This is a genomic window from Rheinheimera lutimaris (assembly GCF_013283795.1).
Taxonomy (GTDB): Bacteria; Pseudomonadota; Gammaproteobacteria; order Enterobacterales; family Alteromonadaceae; genus Alishewanella; species Alishewanella lutimaris.
In genome coordinates this window covers 14,251-31,427 of record NZ_JABSOD010000005.1, presented here as the reverse complement: position 1 = coordinate 31,427, position 17,177 = coordinate 14,251, and the positions used below count along the sequence as shown (strand labels likewise).

General features: G+C 52.4%; 15 protein-coding genes. 13 read left to right on the top strand and 2 right to left on the bottom strand.

The genetic code is table 11. The annotated features are described in order from the left end of the window. Nucleotides 1-6: 6 nt before the first annotated feature. From HRH59_RS06155 to HRH59_RS06105, 10 genes are all read left to right on the top strand, one after another. Complete coding sequence (locus tag HRH59_RS06155; RefSeq protein WP_173500399.1) at nt 7-1,200, top strand: outer membrane beta-barrel protein; 1,194 nt, start codon at nt 7-9, stop codon at nt 1,198-1,200. Then, nucleotides 1,200-1,724, top strand: a complete 525-nt coding sequence (locus HRH59_RS06150; protein WP_218573473.1) for a polysaccharide biosynthesis/export family protein — start codon at nt 1,200-1,202, stop codon at nt 1,722-1,724. Before HRH59_RS06155 ends, HRH59_RS06150 begins: the two co-directional genes overlap by 1 nt. Next, entirely contained in the window at nt 1,724-3,910 is a 2,187-nt protein-coding gene (locus HRH59_RS06145) for a GumC family protein (RefSeq protein WP_173500398.1), read from the top strand. Before HRH59_RS06150 ends, HRH59_RS06145 begins: the two co-directional genes overlap by 1 nt. Before the next feature lie 2 nt (nt 3,911-3,912). Further along, nucleotides 3,913-4,662, top strand: a complete 750-nt coding sequence (locus tag HRH59_RS06140) for a tyrosine-protein phosphatase (RefSeq protein ID WP_173500397.1) — start codon at nt 3,913-3,915, stop codon at nt 4,660-4,662. Next, nucleotides 4,662-5,360 (top strand): hypothetical protein, encoded by a 699-nt coding sequence (locus HRH59_RS06135; RefSeq protein WP_173500396.1) that lies wholly within the window; start codon nt 4,662-4,664, stop codon nt 5,358-5,360. The genes HRH59_RS06140 and HRH59_RS06135 overlap by 1 nt, the downstream gene beginning before the upstream one ends. A 136-nt stretch (nt 5,361-5,496) precedes the next feature. Continuing rightward, nucleotides 5,497-7,239 carry an ABC transporter transmembrane domain-containing protein gene (locus tag HRH59_RS06130; RefSeq protein WP_173500395.1) on the top strand — a complete coding sequence of 581 codons (1,743 nt, stop codon included), beginning with the start codon at nt 5,497-5,499 and terminating at the stop codon, nt 7,237-7,239. 131 nt (nt 7,240-7,370) lie between these two features. Continuing rightward, entirely contained in the window at nt 7,371-8,693 is a 1,323-nt protein-coding gene (locus HRH59_RS06125; RefSeq protein WP_173500394.1) for a PP2C family protein-serine/threonine phosphatase, read from the top strand. Nucleotides 8,694-8,708: 15 nt separating this feature from the next. Then, the gene (locus HRH59_RS06120; RefSeq protein WP_173500393.1) at nt 8,709-9,203 is read left to right on the top strand and encodes an STAS domain-containing protein; all 495 of its coding nucleotides are present in this window, start codon (nt 8,709-8,711) and stop codon (nt 9,201-9,203) included. A 99-nt stretch (nt 9,204-9,302) separates the two neighbouring features. Beyond that, the gene (locus tag HRH59_RS19180) at nt 9,303-11,534 is read left to right on the top strand and encodes an amidohydrolase family protein (RefSeq protein ID WP_218573472.1); all 2,232 of its coding nucleotides are present in this window, start codon (nt 9,303-9,305) and stop codon (nt 11,532-11,534) included. A gap of 15 nt (nt 11,535-11,549) precedes the next feature. Then, nucleotides 11,550-12,110, top strand: a complete 561-nt coding sequence (locus HRH59_RS06105; protein ID WP_173500392.1) for a YdeI/OmpD-associated family protein — start codon at nt 11,550-11,552, stop codon at nt 12,108-12,110. Nucleotides 12,111-12,127: 17 nt separating this feature from the next. Here HRH59_RS06105 and cueR read toward each other — a convergent pair whose 3' ends face one another. Both cueR and HRH59_RS06095 read right to left on the bottom strand, forming a co-directional pair. Continuing rightward, entirely contained in the window at nt 12,128-12,538 is a 411-nt protein-coding gene (gene cueR / locus HRH59_RS06100; RefSeq protein WP_173500391.1) for a Cu(I)-responsive transcriptional regulator, read from the bottom strand. 10 nt (nt 12,539-12,548) lie between these two features. Next, complete coding sequence (locus HRH59_RS06095) at nt 12,549-14,723, bottom strand: heavy metal translocating P-type ATPase (RefSeq protein WP_173500390.1); 2,175 nt, start codon at nt 14,721-14,723, stop codon at nt 12,549-12,551. Nucleotides 14,724-14,907: 184 nt separating this feature from the next. Here HRH59_RS06095 and HRH59_RS06090 point away from each other — a divergent pair, with 184 nt between their 5' ends. The 3 genes from HRH59_RS06090 to HRH59_RS06080 all read left to right on the top strand — a co-directional run bounded on the left by HRH59_RS06090 (nt 14,908) and on the right by HRH59_RS06080 (nt 17,115). Further along, nucleotides 14,908-16,443, top strand: coding sequence for a carbon-nitrogen hydrolase family protein (locus tag HRH59_RS06090; protein WP_173500389.1), 1,536 nt, complete (start codon nt 14,908-14,910; stop codon nt 16,441-16,443). Between the two features lie 105 nt (nt 16,444-16,548). Further along, nucleotides 16,549-16,980: a VOC family protein gene (locus HRH59_RS06085; RefSeq protein ID WP_173500388.1), complete on the top strand. Its 432-nt coding sequence runs from the start codon at nt 16,549-16,551 to the stop codon at nt 16,978-16,980. A gap of 18 nt (nt 16,981-16,998) precedes the next feature. Next, nucleotides 16,999-17,115 (top strand): DinB family protein, encoded by a 117-nt coding sequence (locus HRH59_RS06080; protein WP_269435439.1) that lies wholly within the window; start codon nt 16,999-17,001, stop codon nt 17,113-17,115. Nucleotides 17,116-17,177 lie beyond the last annotated feature (62 nt).

Genomic DNA, 17,177 nt, shown 5'->3' with positions numbered 1-17,177 from the left:
CGTTCAATGTTTAAAATTTCACGCTTAACGCTGGCTATCGCTGCTGTTGGTTTGTCGGCAAACGTGGCTGCTAACGAGTTAACTGCAGCTGCTATTACTACAGAAAGCGGTATTGATTTTACGCCTATGGTGCAAGCGCGCTTAGCGCATAATGACAATATCGCCAGCACCAGCACTAACGAAGAGTCCAGCTGGATTTTTGCGGTAACGCCAAGTCTGCGTGCCTTGCTGCAAGACGGTGCTAATGTATACAGCTCTACGTTAAGCGTAGCCAGCGGCACTTATTTCTCCAGTTCAGATGACAACTACCTGGATTTTTATGCCGATGGCAAGGCCAAAGTAGAACTGAACCAAAGTAATCGCTTTGAAGCCGGCGTGGAATATGTTTCCGGCCATGAAGACCGTGGTACCGGGGTATCTGAAGGTTTAGGTAACCTGCAGGATGAACCGGCTGAATTTGATACCTGGAACCTGAATGCCCATTACGAGTACGGTGCTATGTCTACTCCGGCCCGCGTGCGGGTAATGGCAGGTTATTTTGATAAAGAATTTACTAATTACGAAGCGCTGACCAGTGTGCGTAACTTTGATAAATTCTCTTACGGTGCGGCGTTTTACTATGATACTCAGGCCACTACCAGTGTAGTTGCAGAAATTATTCGCGAAGATATCGCTTATGACCTGGTTGACCCTACCGGTAAACGCGACAGTCTGACGACTAAATACCGTGTGGGTATGGATTGGGAAGCTACGGCATTAACCTCTGGTAGTTTTCGTATTGGTTACCAGGACAAGAATTTTGACAGTGCTGAGCGAAAAGATTTCAGCGGTCTGACCTGGGAAGCGTCTGTAGTTTATGCGCCGCTTAGCTATTCTACGTTCCAATTGACTACCGGTCGCCAGGCGAAAGATCCTAACGTTGAAGGCGATTTCGTAAAAGAAACACTGCATGGTGTGGCATGGGTACATGATTGGTCAGAGTTATTCTCCAGCACAGCGGCGTTTAACTACAGTAATGAAGATTACTCAGGTGCAGATCGTACCGATAAAACCAAAACGCTGAGCTTAGCGGCAAACTATTTGTTGCGTACCAACATTATGTTAACTGCAGGAACGGATCTGACGCGTAAATCTTCTACTGTGCAAAATATCCGCTTTGACAAAAATGTATTCTATGTTGGTGTACAAGCAGGTTTCTGATGTTAACAATGAAGCAGTTGTGGTTAATAGGCGGGCTGGCATTTGCCAGCCTGAACGTTTTGGCAGATGACGGTTATCTGCTGGGCGCCGGCGATAAAATCAGTATTAAAGTGTTTGGTCAGGATGATATGGCACTGCAAACCCAGCTAACGGACAGTGGCACTATTAACTATCCGTTTTTGGGCAGCATAAAAGCCAGCGGCCGTACATTAAAAGAACTGGAACAATTAATTTATCAGGGCCTGAAAGGCGACTACCTGATAGAACCGAATGTTTATGTTGGCATTGACGAGTACCGGCCGTTTTATATTCACGGTGAAGTGAAAAAACCCGGCGCTTATCCGTATCAACCGGGTATGACAGTGAACCAGGCTGTGGCGTTGGCCGGTGGCCTGACAGAGCGCGCCTCCCGCGATCGTATTGTTATTGCCCGCGAAGCGAAAAAAGCGGAAACCGAAAACGGCACACTGAACAGCCGTGTGTTGGCTGGTGATACCGTCACTATTTTACAGAGATTCTTTTAATGCATGTTGAAACAGCGCGCGCTGACGGGGCCGATCAGGCAGTACAGGTTATTGATTTAAAGAAAACCTTTAATGTGATCTATCGCGCCAAGTGGCGCATTATGGCGTTTACCTTGCTATGTGGTGTGCTGGCAACATTTGTGTTGCTGAATATGGCGCCGGTGTACCGCGCTACGTCAACTTTATTGCTTGAAGCCACCCAGGCCAGGGCGATAAAAATTGAAGAAGTATACGGCTTTAACTCTTCTCAGCAGGAGTACTACCTGACGCAATTTGAAGTGTTGAAGTCGCGCTCTATTGCAGAGCAGGTATTTATCACTCTCGATGTTGCCAACCACGCTGAATACCAGCCTAAAGCCGGTTTGAAGCAACAACTTATGGCACTAGTACCGTTTTTGCCGCAAAGCGATGCAGACGAAGACCCTGAATATGCGGCCTTTTTGCTGCGCAAAGGCCAGTTAGATGCCTTTGTTAAAAATATCGACATAGTTCCGGTGCGCCGTACCCAATTAGTTAAGCTGAGCTTTAGCTCAGAAGATCCCAAGCTGGCGCAGGCAGTCGCCAATGCGTTGGGCGATGCATATATTAACAGCCAGTTAGATGCCCGCTTAGGTATTACGCAAAAAGCTAACAGCTGGTTGGGCGGTCGCGTGGCTGAGCTACGCGAACGGCTGGAGCAAAGCGAGCTGAAACTGGAACTGTTTCGTGCTGAGCATAACCTGGTTGATGTAGCCGGTGTTACCTCGCTGGATCAACAAGAACTGGAACGGCTGAACGAGCAATTGTCGGTAGCGCGCGCGCGCAAAGCTGAAACCGAAGGCTTTTTAACCCTGGTGCAGCGTTTTGGCCGCGATGATATCCGCCGGTTGGAGAGCTTGCCGGAAATCACCTCGCATATTTCAGTACAAAACGTAAAGCGTGAAGTGTTGTTGGCCGAGCGTAAAGTGTCAGAGTTTGGCAAAGTATATGGCCCTAAGCATCCGAAGATGATCTCTGCTCAGGCTGAATTAAGCTCGGTACAGCAAAGTCTGACCCAGCAAATTTTACGCTTGATTGATGGCGTGGAAAAAGAAGCCCAGGCTGCAGCAGAGCGGTTGGCTGCGTTGGAAGTGCGCTTTGAGCAAGCCCGCAGCCGCTTTTCCGGTATGGGCGCGGTAGAGTCTGATTATCGTCGTATTAAGCGCGAGGTAGAAACTAACCGCTTATTATTCGATAACTTTATGGCACGGCAAAAAGAAACCGAAGTAACCGGCGATTTTGACGCGCCGATAGCCCGGTTTACCGACCTTGCAGAGCTGCCAACCGAAGCAGAAAAACCAAAGAAAAAGCTGATTTTATTGCTGGTGTTAATTGCTGCCGGTGGTTTAGCCACGGTAATGGCGCTGGTGTTTGATGCGCTGAACGATACGGTAAAACATCTTACCGACGTAGAAAAAATGCTGAATCAGCGTGCACTGGGCTTTTTACCCAAAGGCGGTAAGAAAACCGGCGAAACCGACCGTGCGCGCGCCTTTTTTGACCGCGGCCAGCGCCAGCATATTGAGGCGGTGTCGAATATCCGTACCGGCTTATCCTTACTGTCTATTGATAAGCCGTTGAAAGTGATTGAAATTACCTCGTCTTACCCTGGCGAAGGTAAAACCTCCACCAGCTTAAACCTGGCATTTGCTTTTGGTGCACTGGAGCGGGTGCTGCTGATTGATGCCGATATGCGCAAGCCCACTTTGGGTACTAAGATGGGTTTGCCGGGCTATCAGCCTGGCCTGGCCAATGTATTGTCCGGCACTGAAACGGTAGCCGACTGTATTGTAAAAGATGAGCAGAGCGGCGTAGACATACTGACCGCCGGTGCGGTACCGCTAAACCCGCTTGAGCTACTGGCCGGTGGGGCTTTTGAGCGCTTGCTGGAGCAGTTGAAAGCCGATTACGACAAGATTATTGTTGATACGCCGCCGGTGCAAATGGTTAGTGATGGCTTGTTGCTGGCCCCGATGAGTGATGCTGTGCTGCTGATTGTAAAAGCCGACCATACCCGCAGCCCGGCGGTGAAAAACTCTATTGCCAAGATTAACCAGGCACACGGTAATTTGTATGGTGTTATTTTAAACCAAATGGATACCGAAAAAGCGGCCAGTTACTATGGTTCTTACGGGCAGTACGGCTACTACGGCACAGAGCAGAGCTAAACGTGATTGATCTGCATTGCCATATTTTACCCGGTATAGATGATGGCGCAGCCGATTTAGCTGAGTCATTAGCACTGCTGCGCCTGGCGCAGGAGCAGGGTATCAGCCATATGGTTGCTACGCCGCACGTACAAAGCGGCTATTATGACAATACCGTGCAAAGCATCGGTGCTGCATTAAGCAGCCTGCGTGCAGCTGCGCTGGCAGAAGGCATCATGGTGCAAATAGCCGCGGCAGCCGAGCTTAGGGTAGAGCCGCAGTTAATTCAGCTGGCAGAGCGTAAAGCGCTGCCGTTGCTGGGGCATTATCAGGGCGATAAGGTGTTGTTACTGGAGTTTCCGCACAGCCATATACCGCCCGGCAGCGATAAGCTGATTAAATATCTGGCCAGGCTGGGCTACCGTATTATGGTGGCGCACCCGGAGCGTAACCGCGAGTTACAGCAAGATCCCGCTAAAATTATTCAGCTGCAGCGGCTGGACTGCTTGTTTCAGTTAACAGCGTCTTCTGTACTGGGTGGCATGGGCGATAAACCGTTACACCTTGCCAGGCAGTATCTGGCAGAGGGTATCTTCAGCATAGTGGCGACAGATTGCCATTCATTAAAGCGGCGACCGCCCTTATTGGCAGAGGCAAAGCTGCAAATCAGTAGCTGGACCTCGCCTGAACAGGCACAGCAATTGGTGCTGGATACCCCGGCGCAAATCAGTCAATCGCTGTTTACTGCCGGTGGCATGCTGGTGGCAGCCTGATGCAAAGCCGTTGGCTGTACCCGTTGCTGGCGATACTGATGCTGGCGGGTATCACATTGGCATTGCGCCAGGGACTTGCCAGTGCATTTCATTTTAAATCAGTGTTTTATCTTGATAGCTGGCATAACGGCAAAGTGCCGGCCGCGCCGCTTTATCAGGATGCCAAAACCGCGGCACAGCAAGCGGTAAAGCTTGATGCTGCCAACCCGCATTACCGTTTAATGTTGGCGCGTACGCTGGAGTGGGGCCATTATCAGCAACTGGACCAGATTGACAGCGACACTTTGCACGCGTTGTACCAGCAGGCATTGGCACAAAGGCCCGGTTGGGGCGATGGTTATGCCGCTTATGCCTATGCGCTGGCGTGGGTATTAAATCAACCTGACGCGGCGGCTGAACAACTGCTGTTGGCCGATGCACACGGCCCTTATATGCCGCAACCTTTGCTGTTAAGTGTAAAGCTGGCAAACGATTTTTGGCCGCAACTGCCGGCCGGATTTAAAGCGCTGTACTTTCGTAACCAGTTAAAACTGGCGAAAGCCTATTACCCCGTCTACCGTGATTTTGTTTCGTTGTCCCGCAACAGCAAGCTGCAAAGTGTGCAGTGCGCTTATTTGCGTCAGCAAGCGCTGAGCAATGCCGAATTTAAACGGTTACAGCGCGATTTATGCCGGCATTGGCCTAAAGCACACGGCTGAGCCATTGCCGCAGTTGGTCATTAGCGTATACTCTTGCCTTTGATGAATCTGCTTTTTCAGCTCATGCTTCGTACTGTAAGGCTAAAACTATGTCCGTTTGTTACCTGTCTGCCCGTTATTCCGGGGCGATTATCTGATGCAAGCTAATGTCGCCGTATTGCCCTGGCTGGGCAGTTTTTTACGGCCTTACCGTAGTCGCGTTATGCTGGCATTGTTGTTTTTACTGATTGGCTCGCTGAGTTGGCTGGCGTTGGGCCAGGGCGTGCGTTTATTGGTCGATGAAGGCTTTGTGGCTGATAACAGTGCGCGGTTAAATCAAATCACCCTGGGTATTTTGCTGTTGTGTACCCTGGCGTCTGCTGCGGTATTTTGCCGGTTTTATTTAATGACCTGGTTGGGCGAGCGGGTGAGTGCCGATATCCGTAACCGCGTGTATCAGCATATGCTGAAGCTGTCGCCGGCGTTTTACAGCCAAATGCGTACCGGCGAAGTTATTTCCCGTTTTACCGCCGACACCACCTTACTGCAAAGTGTAGTGGGCTCCGGCTTGTCGATGGCATTGCGTTCTACCCTGACGGCCATTGGCGGTTTGCTGATGATGGCACTGACCAGCTTTAAAATGACCGGGCTGGTGTTGCTGGCAGTACCGCTGGTGCTGTTGCCGATTATTGTGCTGGGCCGCAAGGTGCGCAAGTTGTCACGTGCCAGCCAGGACAGGTTAGCCGATGTCGGTGCCTATGTAGATGAAAGCCTGCATGAAATTCACACCGTACAGTCGTACGGCCACGAGATGCGTGATCAACAGTTATTTGCCGGCCATATTGAACAAGTGATGCAGGCGGCAAAGCAGCGCATTGTTTACCGTTCATTGCTGATAGCAGCGGTAATGCTGCTGAGTATCAGTGCCATGGTGCTGATAAGCTGGGTGGGCGCGCGTGATGTGATGGCAGGAAGTGTCACCGCCGGAGAGCTGACCGCTTTTATGTTTTATGCGGTAATGGTGGCCGGCAGCGCGGCCACTATCAGCGAAGTTATTGGTGATATTCAGCGTGCCGCCGGTGCTACCGAGCGCTTGATAGAGCTGGCTACCGCGCCTGTAGACATTTGCTCACCGGCGCAGCCGCAACACCTCAGCCAGCCGGTTAGCGGGGCGCTGAGTATCCGTCAGTTAAGTTTTGCCTATCCGCAAGCCGCCGATAAAACCGTGCTTAGTCAATTAAATGTCGATATTAAACCCGGTGAACGCATTGCGCTGGTTGGCCCCAGCGGCGCCGGTAAAACTACCTTGTTTCAGCTGCTGCAACGTTTTTATCAACCCGCTGACGGGCAAATTTTGCTCGATGGTACTGATATCAGCCAACTGGATCTGGCCGAACTTCGCGCCCAGTTTGCCCTGGTGCCGCAAGAGTCGGTGATCTTTGCTACGACAGTACTGGAAAACGTGCGCTATGGCCGGCCGGATGCAACGGAGCAAGAGGTCATTGCCGCCTGTGTTGCGGCGCGGGCCGATGGTTTTATCCGCGATTTTAGCGACGGCTACGCGACAGAGTTGGGTGAGCGCGGTGTGCGCTTGTCCGGTGGCCAGAAACAACGTATTGCTATTGCCAGGGCTATTTTGGCCGACCGGCCGGTATTACTGCTCGATGAAGCCACCAGCGCACTGGATGCTGTCAGCGAGCAGCAGGTACAGCAGGCGCTGGACTATTTAATGCAAAATAAAACCACGCTGATTATTGCCCACCGTTTAGCAACCGTTATTAATGCTGATCGGATCTTACTGCTGGATCAGGGCCGCCTGACAGACAGCGGTACGCATCAGCAACTGCTGCAAAGCAGCCCTTTGTATCAGCAATTAGCGCGTTTACAACTGTTAAGCTGACAGGTTGTTGCCGCGGCTACCGGCGGCTATGCAGTAACAGCATGGCTGTCGCATCTTAACGCCACGGCGGCTATAGTTAATTTACTCAATTAACAGCACCCGCTATCGACAGCGATCTGAAGGAATGCCCTATGTCGCAGGACTCTGACGGCCGGCAGCCTGCCGGGCCGGATGATAATGTAATGGTGTTTGCGGCTGACGCCGACGTAAACGACGCCCCGCTGGCCAGTTGGACGGTACTGATTGTTGATGACGACGCCGAAATTCATCAGATCACCAAATTAGCGCTACGCGACTTTAATTTTCAGCAGCACAAACTTAATTTTATCAGCGCTTACAGTGCTGCCGAAGCCCGTGAGTTGCTGGCAACAACGCATGATATCGCGCTGATCTTGCTTGACGTGGTAATGGAAACCGACGACGCCGGCTTAACCCTGGTGCGCTATATTCGCGACAACCTGCATAACAATCAGGTAAGAATTATTCTGCGCACCGGCCAGCCGGGTCAGGCGCCTGAGCAGCGCGTGGTGCAGGACTACGATATTAACGACTATCGCGCTAAAACTGAGCTAACGGTGCAGCGCCTTACCACCTCGGTCTTGTCAGCCTTGCGGGCTTATGTCGCTATTGAGCAGTTAGCCCGGTTAAATGCCAACCTCGAGCAACAGGTACAGGCCAGAACCGCAGAGCTTGAAGCCAGTAACCAGCAGTTGCAGCAAACCCTGGCTGAACTGGAAGCCGGCGAGCGTGCCGGCAAGCAGGTGCAGTTTAAAATGCTGCCGCCACAGGATTTTAGCGTGGCACAGTTTCACTTTAATCATGCTTTATACCCGTCTGAGTTTATGAGTGGTGACTTTGTCGACTACTTTGCCGCCGACGAGCACAAGGTGGTGTTTTATATTGCCGATGTGTCGGGCCATGGTGTGGCGTCAGCCTTTGTTACCGTGTACTTAAAACGTTTTATCAGCGCCAATCTGGAACGTTACCGCCGTGGCAGTTCGGCTAAGCTGGTAGACCCTGCAGCATTACTCACAGCGCTGAACGCGGAACTACTGCTGGAGAAAATCGGCAAGTATATCGCCTTGTTTTACGCCGTGCTGGATACCCGCAGTGGCGACATAACCTACGCCAATGCAGGTGCCTTCCCCTGGCCGTTGTGGTTGCAGGCGGCAGATGCCGGCTATTTGCCGTTAAAAAGCACCCCGGTGGGTATGTTCGACTTTGCCGCTTATACTAATCAATGTTTGCAACTGCAGCCGCGTAGCCGCGTGTTACTGTTTTCTGACGGTATTTTAGACTTACTGCCACAGCAAACTACCGAGCAAAAGCTGCAATATTTGCAGCAATGCAGCCAGCAGCACACTGACATCAGTGCATTGCTGCAGGCATTGGCGATTGATCCTACGCAGCCTTTGCCGGACGATTTAACTATACTGACACTGACACACTGCTAGCCGGCCGGAGGAATGATGACAGAGCAAGAGCAAATTTTGTTTGCCTGTGTTGATAACTGCTGTTATTTCAAACTACGTGGCGCACTGCGCTACACCAATGCGACCGGCATGGACGACCTGGTAGAGCGGCTGTTCAGCCACCACACCGGTTGCCACCGGGTGGTGGTCGATTTAAACGAAGCCAGCTTTATGGACAGCACCTATATTGGCCTGTTAGCTGGCCTGGCGCGTTATTGTCAGTTGCAACAACTGCCACGGCCAACGCTGTTTTCTACCAACGCAGAGGTGAATGAGCTGCTGTTTAGTCTGCGCCTGGAGCAGGCGTTTGATATCGTGCAACAACCAACCCATCAGGTGTTTGCTATGGCGGCAATAGGCACGCAGCAATACACTGAGCAGCAGCAGGGAGAGATGATCCTACGCGCGCACGAGGCACTGATTGCGCTGAACGATAGCAATAAATCGCAGTTTCAGCCGGTAGTCGATTTACTGAAACAACAATTAAAATAACCGCCGCACAGGCCAATTACCTGTTTTATCGCAAACGGGCGGCGCAGCTGTTTGGCAGGTGCTACAGTGGGCCAACGGTTTTATGGCAACGGAGCTAAGATGAACAAGCAGTTTTGTATTTGGCTGTCGCTACTGGCAGTGCTGGCACTGACAGCTTGCAGCAACAGCACAGGCGTAACGCCACAAACTTCCGGAGCATTACAGAGCAGCGCAGCACAGCTGCTGCGGCTGGATTATCAAAGCAGTATCGACAACGCCGGGCGGCAGTATTTTGTTTATTTGCCGGCCGGTTATCAGCAAGACAGTGCCAAAAAATGGCCGGTAATGCTGTTTTTACACGGTAACGGCGAGCGCGGTAACGGCCTGGACGAGCTGGACTACACCTTACTGCACGGCCCGTTGTATGAAGCCTGGATACAAAAGCGTGACTTGCCGTTTATTATCGTGGTGCCGCAGCTGCATATGTTTGATATGGGGCAGGTACCTTATATTGCGAACCGCTCGCGTGCTGATATTCCCCAACGCTTAACTGATGGCGTACCGCCGCGGCCGGACATGTTTCCTTCTACCAAGCCTATTGCCCCGGCTGAGCCCGTCAGCGATATGAGCACAGTGCCACCGTTACTGCCTGATGGCTGGGAGCGGGCAGAGCAGGACTTGCTGGCCATACTGCAAAACGTACAAGCCAATTACCATACCGACGCCAGCCGCCTGTACTTAACCGGTATTAGCTATGGTGGCTTTGGTAGCTGGTTTATGGCCGCTAAGCACCCGCAGCTGTTCGCCGCTGTAGCACCAGTCGTTGGCTGGGGCCATCCGGATCTGATGCCGCCGATAGCCAAAGCACAAACGCCACTATGGGTGTTTGCTGCGGGGCGCGATTCGGCCGTGAATAAAAACTACTTTTACCCCGGCATTGAAACTCTGCGCCAGTTGGGCCACAGCAAGGTGCGTTTTAGCATGTTGGAGCAAGCCGAACACGATGCCTGGCGCCAGGTTTATGCCGGCCAGGACGTGTATAGCTGGCTGCTGGCGCAGCAAAAGCAGTCAGCCGATCCCGCTGTTACGGTATTTGATCAGGTGCATGTATTACCGATGGACTCAAATCAGCTGCTGCGCAATCAACGCGTAGTGGTGCAGGGCGACCGCATCGTCGCAGTGGGGCCCTCGGCAGAACTGGCAATACCACAGGGCGCCACGGTGATTGACGGCGCTGGCCGTTACCTGATGCCGGGCCTTGCCGAAATGCACGGCCATGTGCCGCCGCTGGCTGACTTTAGCGGCATGCCGGCGCGTTATTTAGACGATGTATTAACGCTGTATCTGGCCGGTGGCGTGACCACAGTGCGCGGCATGTTGGGGCATGACCAGCAATTGCGCTTAAAAGACGATATCGCCAGCGGCAAGCGGCTTGGGCCAACGCTGTACCTGGCCGGCCCCAGCTTTAACCAGCATACAGTAACATCAACCGAACAAGCGCGTGAACGGGTGCGCCAGCACAAACAGCAGGGCTGGGACTTACTGAAAATTCACCTGGGTTTAAGCCTGACGCATTATCAGGCGATAGCTGATGAGGCAAAACAGCAAGGTATTGATTTTGCAGGCCATGTGCCACAAGACGTAGGCATTGAGCAGGCTATTCTGCTGGGTAGCCGTACCATCGATCATCTGGATGGGTATATGGCAGCGCTGGGTGGTTTTGATAAAGAGCTGAGCGAAGCTGATATGGCGCCACTGGTGGCGCTGAGCAAACAACATAATGTGGCGGTAGTGCCGACTCAGGCGCTGTGGCAAACCATTATTGGCGCCTCTGATGCCAGGCAGTTACAAGGCTATGACGAGCTGAAATATATGCCGGCGCGGGTAATCGCCGGTTGGCAACGTTATGTGCAGCAGCCGGGTGGTGCCTATTACAGCGGTGATACTGCAGTGCTGCATGCACAAAACCGCCAGCGCTTGTTGCAGGCGTTACATGAGGCCGGCGTCACCATTTTAATGGGTACCGATGCGCCGCAGCTATACAGTGTGCCCGGCCTGTCGCTGCGCCGCGAACTACCGCAGATGGCCGCCGCAGGCATGAGTAATTACGATATTTTACGCAGCGGCACCGCGCTGGTGGGCGAGTATTTTGCCGATAAAGACCGCTTTGGCCAGGTAAAAGCCGGCCAGCGTGCCGACTTGCTGCTGGTTGAGGGGAACCCTTTGGATGACTTATCTGTACTATATCAGCCGGCCGGGGTCATGGTGCGTGGTCGGTGGTTGAGCAGGGCAACGCTTGATAGTAAATTAGCTGATATAGCGGCAGCACGGCAGGCAGAAAATAAACAGTAAGGACACCGGCTTATTATGACCACAAACGACAGCTACTCTGAGTTCTTTGCCACTGTACTGAGCCCGGCGCAGTCTGCCGGTGCCGGGTTAACGGCTTTTATCGTGCTGCCCAAAGCGGCCAGTGAAAAACTGCCCCGCCGCGGCAGAGTCTCGGTAGATGGCAGCATTAACGGCCAGCCGTTTGTCGCCACCCTGGAGCCGGATGGTCAACTTAGCCATTGGTTAGCGCTAAGTGAGCGGTTGCTTGCTGGTGCCGGCGCTAATATTGGCAGCGAGGCGCGCCTTCATATTGCCGCGCTTAAGCAAGAGCCTGAGCCGGAAGTGCCGGCCGATTTACAGCAGGCGCTGGCCGCTTCAGCTGAGGCCAGTGCGGTTTGGCACGACACTACTACCATCGCCCGGCTGGATTGGATCCATTGGATCACGTCGGCCAAACAAGCCAAAACCAGAGCGAAACGCATCAATGATGCCTGTAATATGCTGGCAGAAGGCAAACGCCGGGTGTGTTGTTTCGACCCGTCTGGTTTTTACAGCAAAGCCTTTAGTGCGCCCAAAGCCGCAGATGATACCCTTTAGCTTCCAATAAGCTGGCTTCAATCCGCTGCCTGTGGTGCTAGTGCCGCCAATATTGCACAATGTGGCGAGCTATCGGCGCTGCAGCTATCGGCCAGTTGTTGTAACAGCTGTTGCATGTTTTGCAGCTCGGCAATCTTGCGGGCAATGTCGGCCAGATGCTGTTCGGCCAGCTGTTTAACTACCCGGCTTTCACGCTGCGGGTTTTGCCACAGCTGCAGCAGCGACTGGATTTCGTGCAGTGAAAAGCCCAGTTGGCGCGCCTGGTGAATAAAGCTCAGTTGTTGCACCTGTTGCGAGTTGTACAGCCGGTAACCGGCGTCGGTGCGCGCTGGTTTTTGCAGCAAGCCGCTCTGCTCGTAATGGCGGATCATTTTTGCCGTTAAGCCACTGGCTTTTGCGGCATCACCGATAGTCAGTAATGTTGCCATGTGCCGCTCCTTATTTAAATGACATACGTTGTAAGCGCAGCGCATTGCTGACTACCAGTACGCTGCTGCTCGCCATCGCAGCTCCGGCAATTATAGGATTTAAAAAGCCCAGCGCTGCCAGCGGAATACCGATGGTGTTAAAGGCAAACGCCCAGAACAGATTTTGTTGGATATTGCGATAGGTGGCACCGGCCAGCTTAAGTGCCGCGGCAACTAACTGCGGATTGCCGTGCATCAGAGTAATGGCAGCGGCGCTGACGGCGACTTCGGTGCCGGTGGCCATGGCAATACCCAGATCGGCCTGTGCCAGCGCAGGGGCATCGTTAATGCCATCACCCACCATAGCCACTTTAAAGCCTTGCGCCTGATAAGCGGCCACGGCTTGCGCCTTGCCTTGCGGCAGCACTTCGGCCTGCACATTATCCAGTCCGAGCTGTTTGGCTATGTAATCGGCACTTGCTTTTGAATCACCGGTCAGCATGGCGACTTTAATGCCGCTTTGTTGCAGCTTATGCACCGCTGCTTTGGCTTCGGCTTTAGCCTGGTCGGCAAAGCACAGCAGACCAAGCAGTTCAGTGCTTTGGTTTTTTATTTCTGCCAGCCAGGATATCGACGCGCCTTGAATGCGGATTTGCTCGTCCGGCAGTGTCAGCCCAAGCTCACGCATCCAGTTGCCTGAACCCAGCAGCAGCTGGCGCTGGCCAACGCTGGCTTGCACGCCTCTGCCGGCTACCACGCTAAAGTTGCTGGCTTCTGTTAAGGCTATCTGCTGTGCTTGCGCATACTTCACTACGGCTTTCGCCAGCGGGTGTTCGCTGTTGTCTGATAATGCATACGCCAGCACGACAAGTTGATGCTCGCTGCCTTGCAGCGCGGTTACCTGCATCAGTTCAGGCTTGCCTTGTGTCAGAGTGCCGGTTTTATCAAACACGACGTAGTCAATTTTTGTCGCCTGCTCCAGCGCTATCGCATCTTTTACCAGGATACCATGCCGGGCGGCCGTACCTGTGCCTGCCATAATGGCCGCCGGTGTGGCCAGGCCCAGCGCACAGGGACAGGCAATAACCAGCACGGCCACAGCGTTTAAAATACCTTGTGTCCAATCATTGAACGCATAACCCCAGGCCAGTACCGTTACAACGGCGACTAACAGCACTGCCGGTACAAAGATGCTGCTGATTTTATCCACCAACGCCTGTACCGGGGCTTTAGCGCCTTGTGCTTGTTCGACCAAACGGATGATTTTGGCCAACGTCGATTCGGCGCCCACCGCTGAGGCGGTAAACTCCAACACGCCATCCAGGTTTACCGCGCCGCCGGTAACCTGGTCGGCAACGGTTTTATGCCGTGGCATACTCTCACCGCTGATCAGCGCTTCATCAACCTGGCTATTGCCTTTAGTGACCACACCATCTGACGGGATGCGCTCGCCGGGTAATACTTTAACCTTATCGCCTTGTTTCAGCTGTGCGGCGTTAATGCTTTGCCACTTATTGTCACGCCAGACACTGGCCGAGGTGGGTTTTAAGTTCTCCAGCGCTTTTAGCGCATCGGTAGTGCGCTGTTTGGCGCGTTTTTCCAGCAACTTACCCAACAATACCAGGGTAAGCACAGCGGCACTGCTTTCAAAATACAAATGCGGGCCACCGTGGTGACCATCAAAGCTATACCACAGATAAAGTGATAAACCATAGGCCGCACTGGTGCCGATAGATACCAATAAATCCATATTGCCGGTCATGGCTTTTAAGGCATGCCAGCCCGCTTTATAAAACCTGGCGCCAAAATAAAACTGCACCGGTGTTGCCAGCAACCATTGCCACAAAGCTGGCAGCATCCAATCTGCGCCAAACAGCAGGCCCACCATCGGTAACACTAACGGCAGCGTTAGCAAGGCAGCACCCATTACCGGCCAACTGTCACGGCGATAAAACGGCTGCTTGTTTTGTTCTTCGCCGGCTGTGGTCGCTGTTTGCTTAAGCACCAGCTCATAACCTGCAGCAGCGACAGCTTGTTGCAATACGCTATGCTCAGTCGCCGCTGACAAGGTGACGCTGACTTGCCCGGTTGCCAGATTCACCGCGGCACTGCTTACGCCGGGCACGTGTAACAGACTTTTTTCTACCCGGCCGGCACAGGACGCGCACGTCATACCGTTAATTGTAAATTGTAAAGGGGCGGCCATAGTACTTACTCCGGCTTGATAAATGTTTTCAGGTATCACAGGCTAAACCTTACCATTGTGGCAAGGTCAAGCAACTTTATAATTTATCAGCCGTGTCACTACAACCGGCGCAGTTTGGCTTAAGCACTGCCGGTTGCGCCTTATGTGTTACCCTTAATGTAGTACTGCAATCACAGGAGACATTATGGAAGCCAATCATGTTGAAGTGCGCCATCTGACCCATGAGGATATGTCGGCACTACGTAAAGCATCGGAGCAGGTGTATCAGGATGCGCCGTTGCTGGCCTGGACCGAGCCGGTGGTTAATACCTTACTAACCAAGTTTCCCGACGGCCAGTTGTGTGTTTGTGTCGATGGCAAAGTGGTCGGCTGTGCCTTTTCGCTGATTATCGACTACAGCAAATTCAGTGACGAGCATACCTATGATCAAATTGTCACCGGTTTCTCTTTTAAAAATCATGATCCCAACGGCGATGTGTTGTACGGCATAGAGGTGTTTATCCACCCGGATTACCGTGGCCTGCGTTTGGCGCGGCGCTTGTACGATGCCCGCAAAGAGCTGTGCGAAAATCTGAATTTGCGCGCCATTATGGCCGGCGGCCGGATGCCGAACTATACCGATTACGCCGATAAACTCAGTGCCAAGCAATATATTGAAAAAGTGAAAGTGCGGGAAATTCACGACCCGGTACTCAGTTTTCAGCTGGCCAATGGTTTTCATGTGCGCAAATTACTTAAGGGCTATCTGCGCGGTGATACTCAGTCGCAGGAATACGCCACCTTGCTGGAATGGGCCAATATCTATTACACCAAGTCGGTTAAGCTGATTAATGCGCCCAAGGCCGAAGTGCGGCTGGGGCTGGTGCAGTGGCAAATGCGGAATATGAAAGATATCAATCAACTGTATGAACAAATGGAGTTTTTTGTTGATGCGGTATCGGATTACAAAAGCGATTTTATCCTGTTCCCCGAGCTGTTTGCTGCGCCGTTAATGGAGCACTACAACCATTTAAGCGTCACCGAAAGTATCCGCCAGCTGGCAAAATATACCGAAACCATCCGTGATAAATTTATCGAATTTGCCATTGCCTACAACATCAATATTATTACCGGCAGTATGCCGTATCTGATCGACGGTAAACTGTATAACAGCGGCTTTTTATGCCGGCGTGACGGCAGCTGGGAGCAGTACGATAAGGTGCACGTTACCCCGGCAGAGAAACGCAATTGGGCGATGACCGGTGGCAATAAGGTTGAGGTATTTGACACCGACTGCGGCAAAATTGGCATTATGATTTGCTACGATGTCGAGTTTCCGGAATATGCCAGGCTGTTGTCCGATCAGGGCATGAATATTTTGTTTGTACCGTTTTTAACCGACACGCAAAACGGTTACACCCGGGTACGGCACTGCGCTATGGCCCGTGCGATAGAAAACGAGTGTTATGTTGCCATTGCCGGAGCAGTAGGTAACTTAGCCAGAGTAAATAATATGGATATTCAGTACGCGCAGTCAGCATTGTTTACGCCGTCAGACTTTGCCTTTCCCACCACCGGCATTAAAGCCGAGGCCACACCCAACTCTGAAATGCTACTGATAGTGGATGTTGACCTGGATGCACTAAAAGAGCTGCACACCCATGGCAGTGTTAATACCATGAAAGACCGGCGCCACGATGTGTATCAGTTGTCGTTGGTAAAAGCGTCGGATAAAAAATAACGCCAACAGCGCAGAGCGATGAGCAGGCGAGCTGGTATCGCCGCTTTTCGCCCGGCGCTAAAGTTGTTGTAGAATCGGCTGTCAGTAAAAAACGGAAGCAAGCAGATGTCTGAGCCGCTACAACCAGCAGAGCAACAACCAGTACAACAAAAAATCGGCAATATCGCGCTGTTGGTGGCCGATTACGACGATGCCATCGCGTTCTACACCACTAAATTGCAATTTAGCCTGGTAGTCGATACCGATTTGGGCGGCGGCAAGCGCTGGGTGGAAATTGCACCGCCCAACAGCAGTGGCAGCCATTTACTGTTAGCCAAAGCCAGTAACGCGCAGCAGCAAGCTGCCGTGGGCAACCAAACCGGCGGCAGGGTATTCTTGTTTTTACACACCAACGATTTTTGGCGCGACTATCATGCCATGCAAGCCAAAGGGGTGACGTTTAACGAACAGCCCAGAGAGGAAAGTTACGGCACTGTGGCAGTGTTTCAGGATTTATACGGCAATAAATGGGATTTGCTGCAGTTGAACCAGCATTAGCCGCAACACTTTACCCGGATGGCCGTAGCGCATATGTTTAACCATCACACCCATCACCGCGGCCAGCTAACCACGCTATTGCACCAGCTTGGCCATGACGTTGGTGTCACCGATTTTGTTGCTTATGTCGCATAAAAAGACAGCAATATGTCGGGACTGTGTTGGTAATGTCTGGTAAATAAGTTGTTCCTTTAAAC

Bases quoted from the DNA above. Each gene is read 5' to 3' on its own strand.
- HRH59_RS06150 (WP_218573473.1), top strand. From the start codon at position 1,200: ATGTTAACAATGAAGCAGTTGTGGTTAATAGGCGGGCTGGCATTTGCC.
- HRH59_RS06095 (WP_173500390.1), bottom strand. From the start codon at position 14,723: ATGGCCGCCCCTTTACAATTTACAATTAACGGTATGACGTGCGCGTCC.
- HRH59_RS06125 (WP_173500394.1), top strand. From the start codon at position 7,371: ATGTCGCAGGACTCTGACGGCCGGCAGCCTGCCGGGCCGGATGATAAT.
- HRH59_RS06105 (WP_173500392.1), top strand. From the start codon at position 11,550: ATGACCACAAACGACAGCTACTCTGAGTTCTTTGCCACTGTACTGAGC.
- HRH59_RS06155 (WP_173500399.1), top strand. From the start codon at position 7: ATGTTTAAAATTTCACGCTTAACGCTGGCTATCGCTGCTGTTGGTTTG.
- HRH59_RS06085 (WP_173500388.1), top strand. From the start codon at position 16,549: ATGTCTGAGCCGCTACAACCAGCAGAGCAACAACCAGTACAACAAAAA.
- HRH59_RS06080 (WP_269435439.1), top strand. From the start codon at position 16,999: ATGGCCGTAGCGCATATGTTTAACCATCACACCCATCACCGCGGCCAG.
- HRH59_RS06130 (WP_173500395.1), top strand. From the start codon at position 5,497: ATGCAAGCTAATGTCGCCGTATTGCCCTGGCTGGGCAGTTTTTTACGG.
- cueR (WP_173500391.1), bottom strand. From the start codon at position 12,538: ATGGCAACATTACTGACTATCGGTGATGCCGCAAAAGCCAGTGGCTTA.
- HRH59_RS06145 (WP_173500398.1), top strand. From the start codon at position 1,724: ATGCATGTTGAAACAGCGCGCGCTGACGGGGCCGATCAGGCAGTACAG.
- HRH59_RS06090 (WP_173500389.1), top strand. From the start codon at position 14,908: ATGGAAGCCAATCATGTTGAAGTGCGCCATCTGACCCATGAGGATATG.
- HRH59_RS19180 (WP_218573472.1), top strand. From the start codon at position 9,303: ATGAACAAGCAGTTTTGTATTTGGCTGTCGCTACTGGCAGTGCTGGCA.
- HRH59_RS06120 (WP_173500393.1), top strand. From the start codon at position 8,709: ATGACAGAGCAAGAGCAAATTTTGTTTGCCTGTGTTGATAACTGCTGT.
- HRH59_RS06135 (WP_173500396.1), top strand. From the start codon at position 4,662: ATGCAAAGCCGTTGGCTGTACCCGTTGCTGGCGATACTGATGCTGGCG.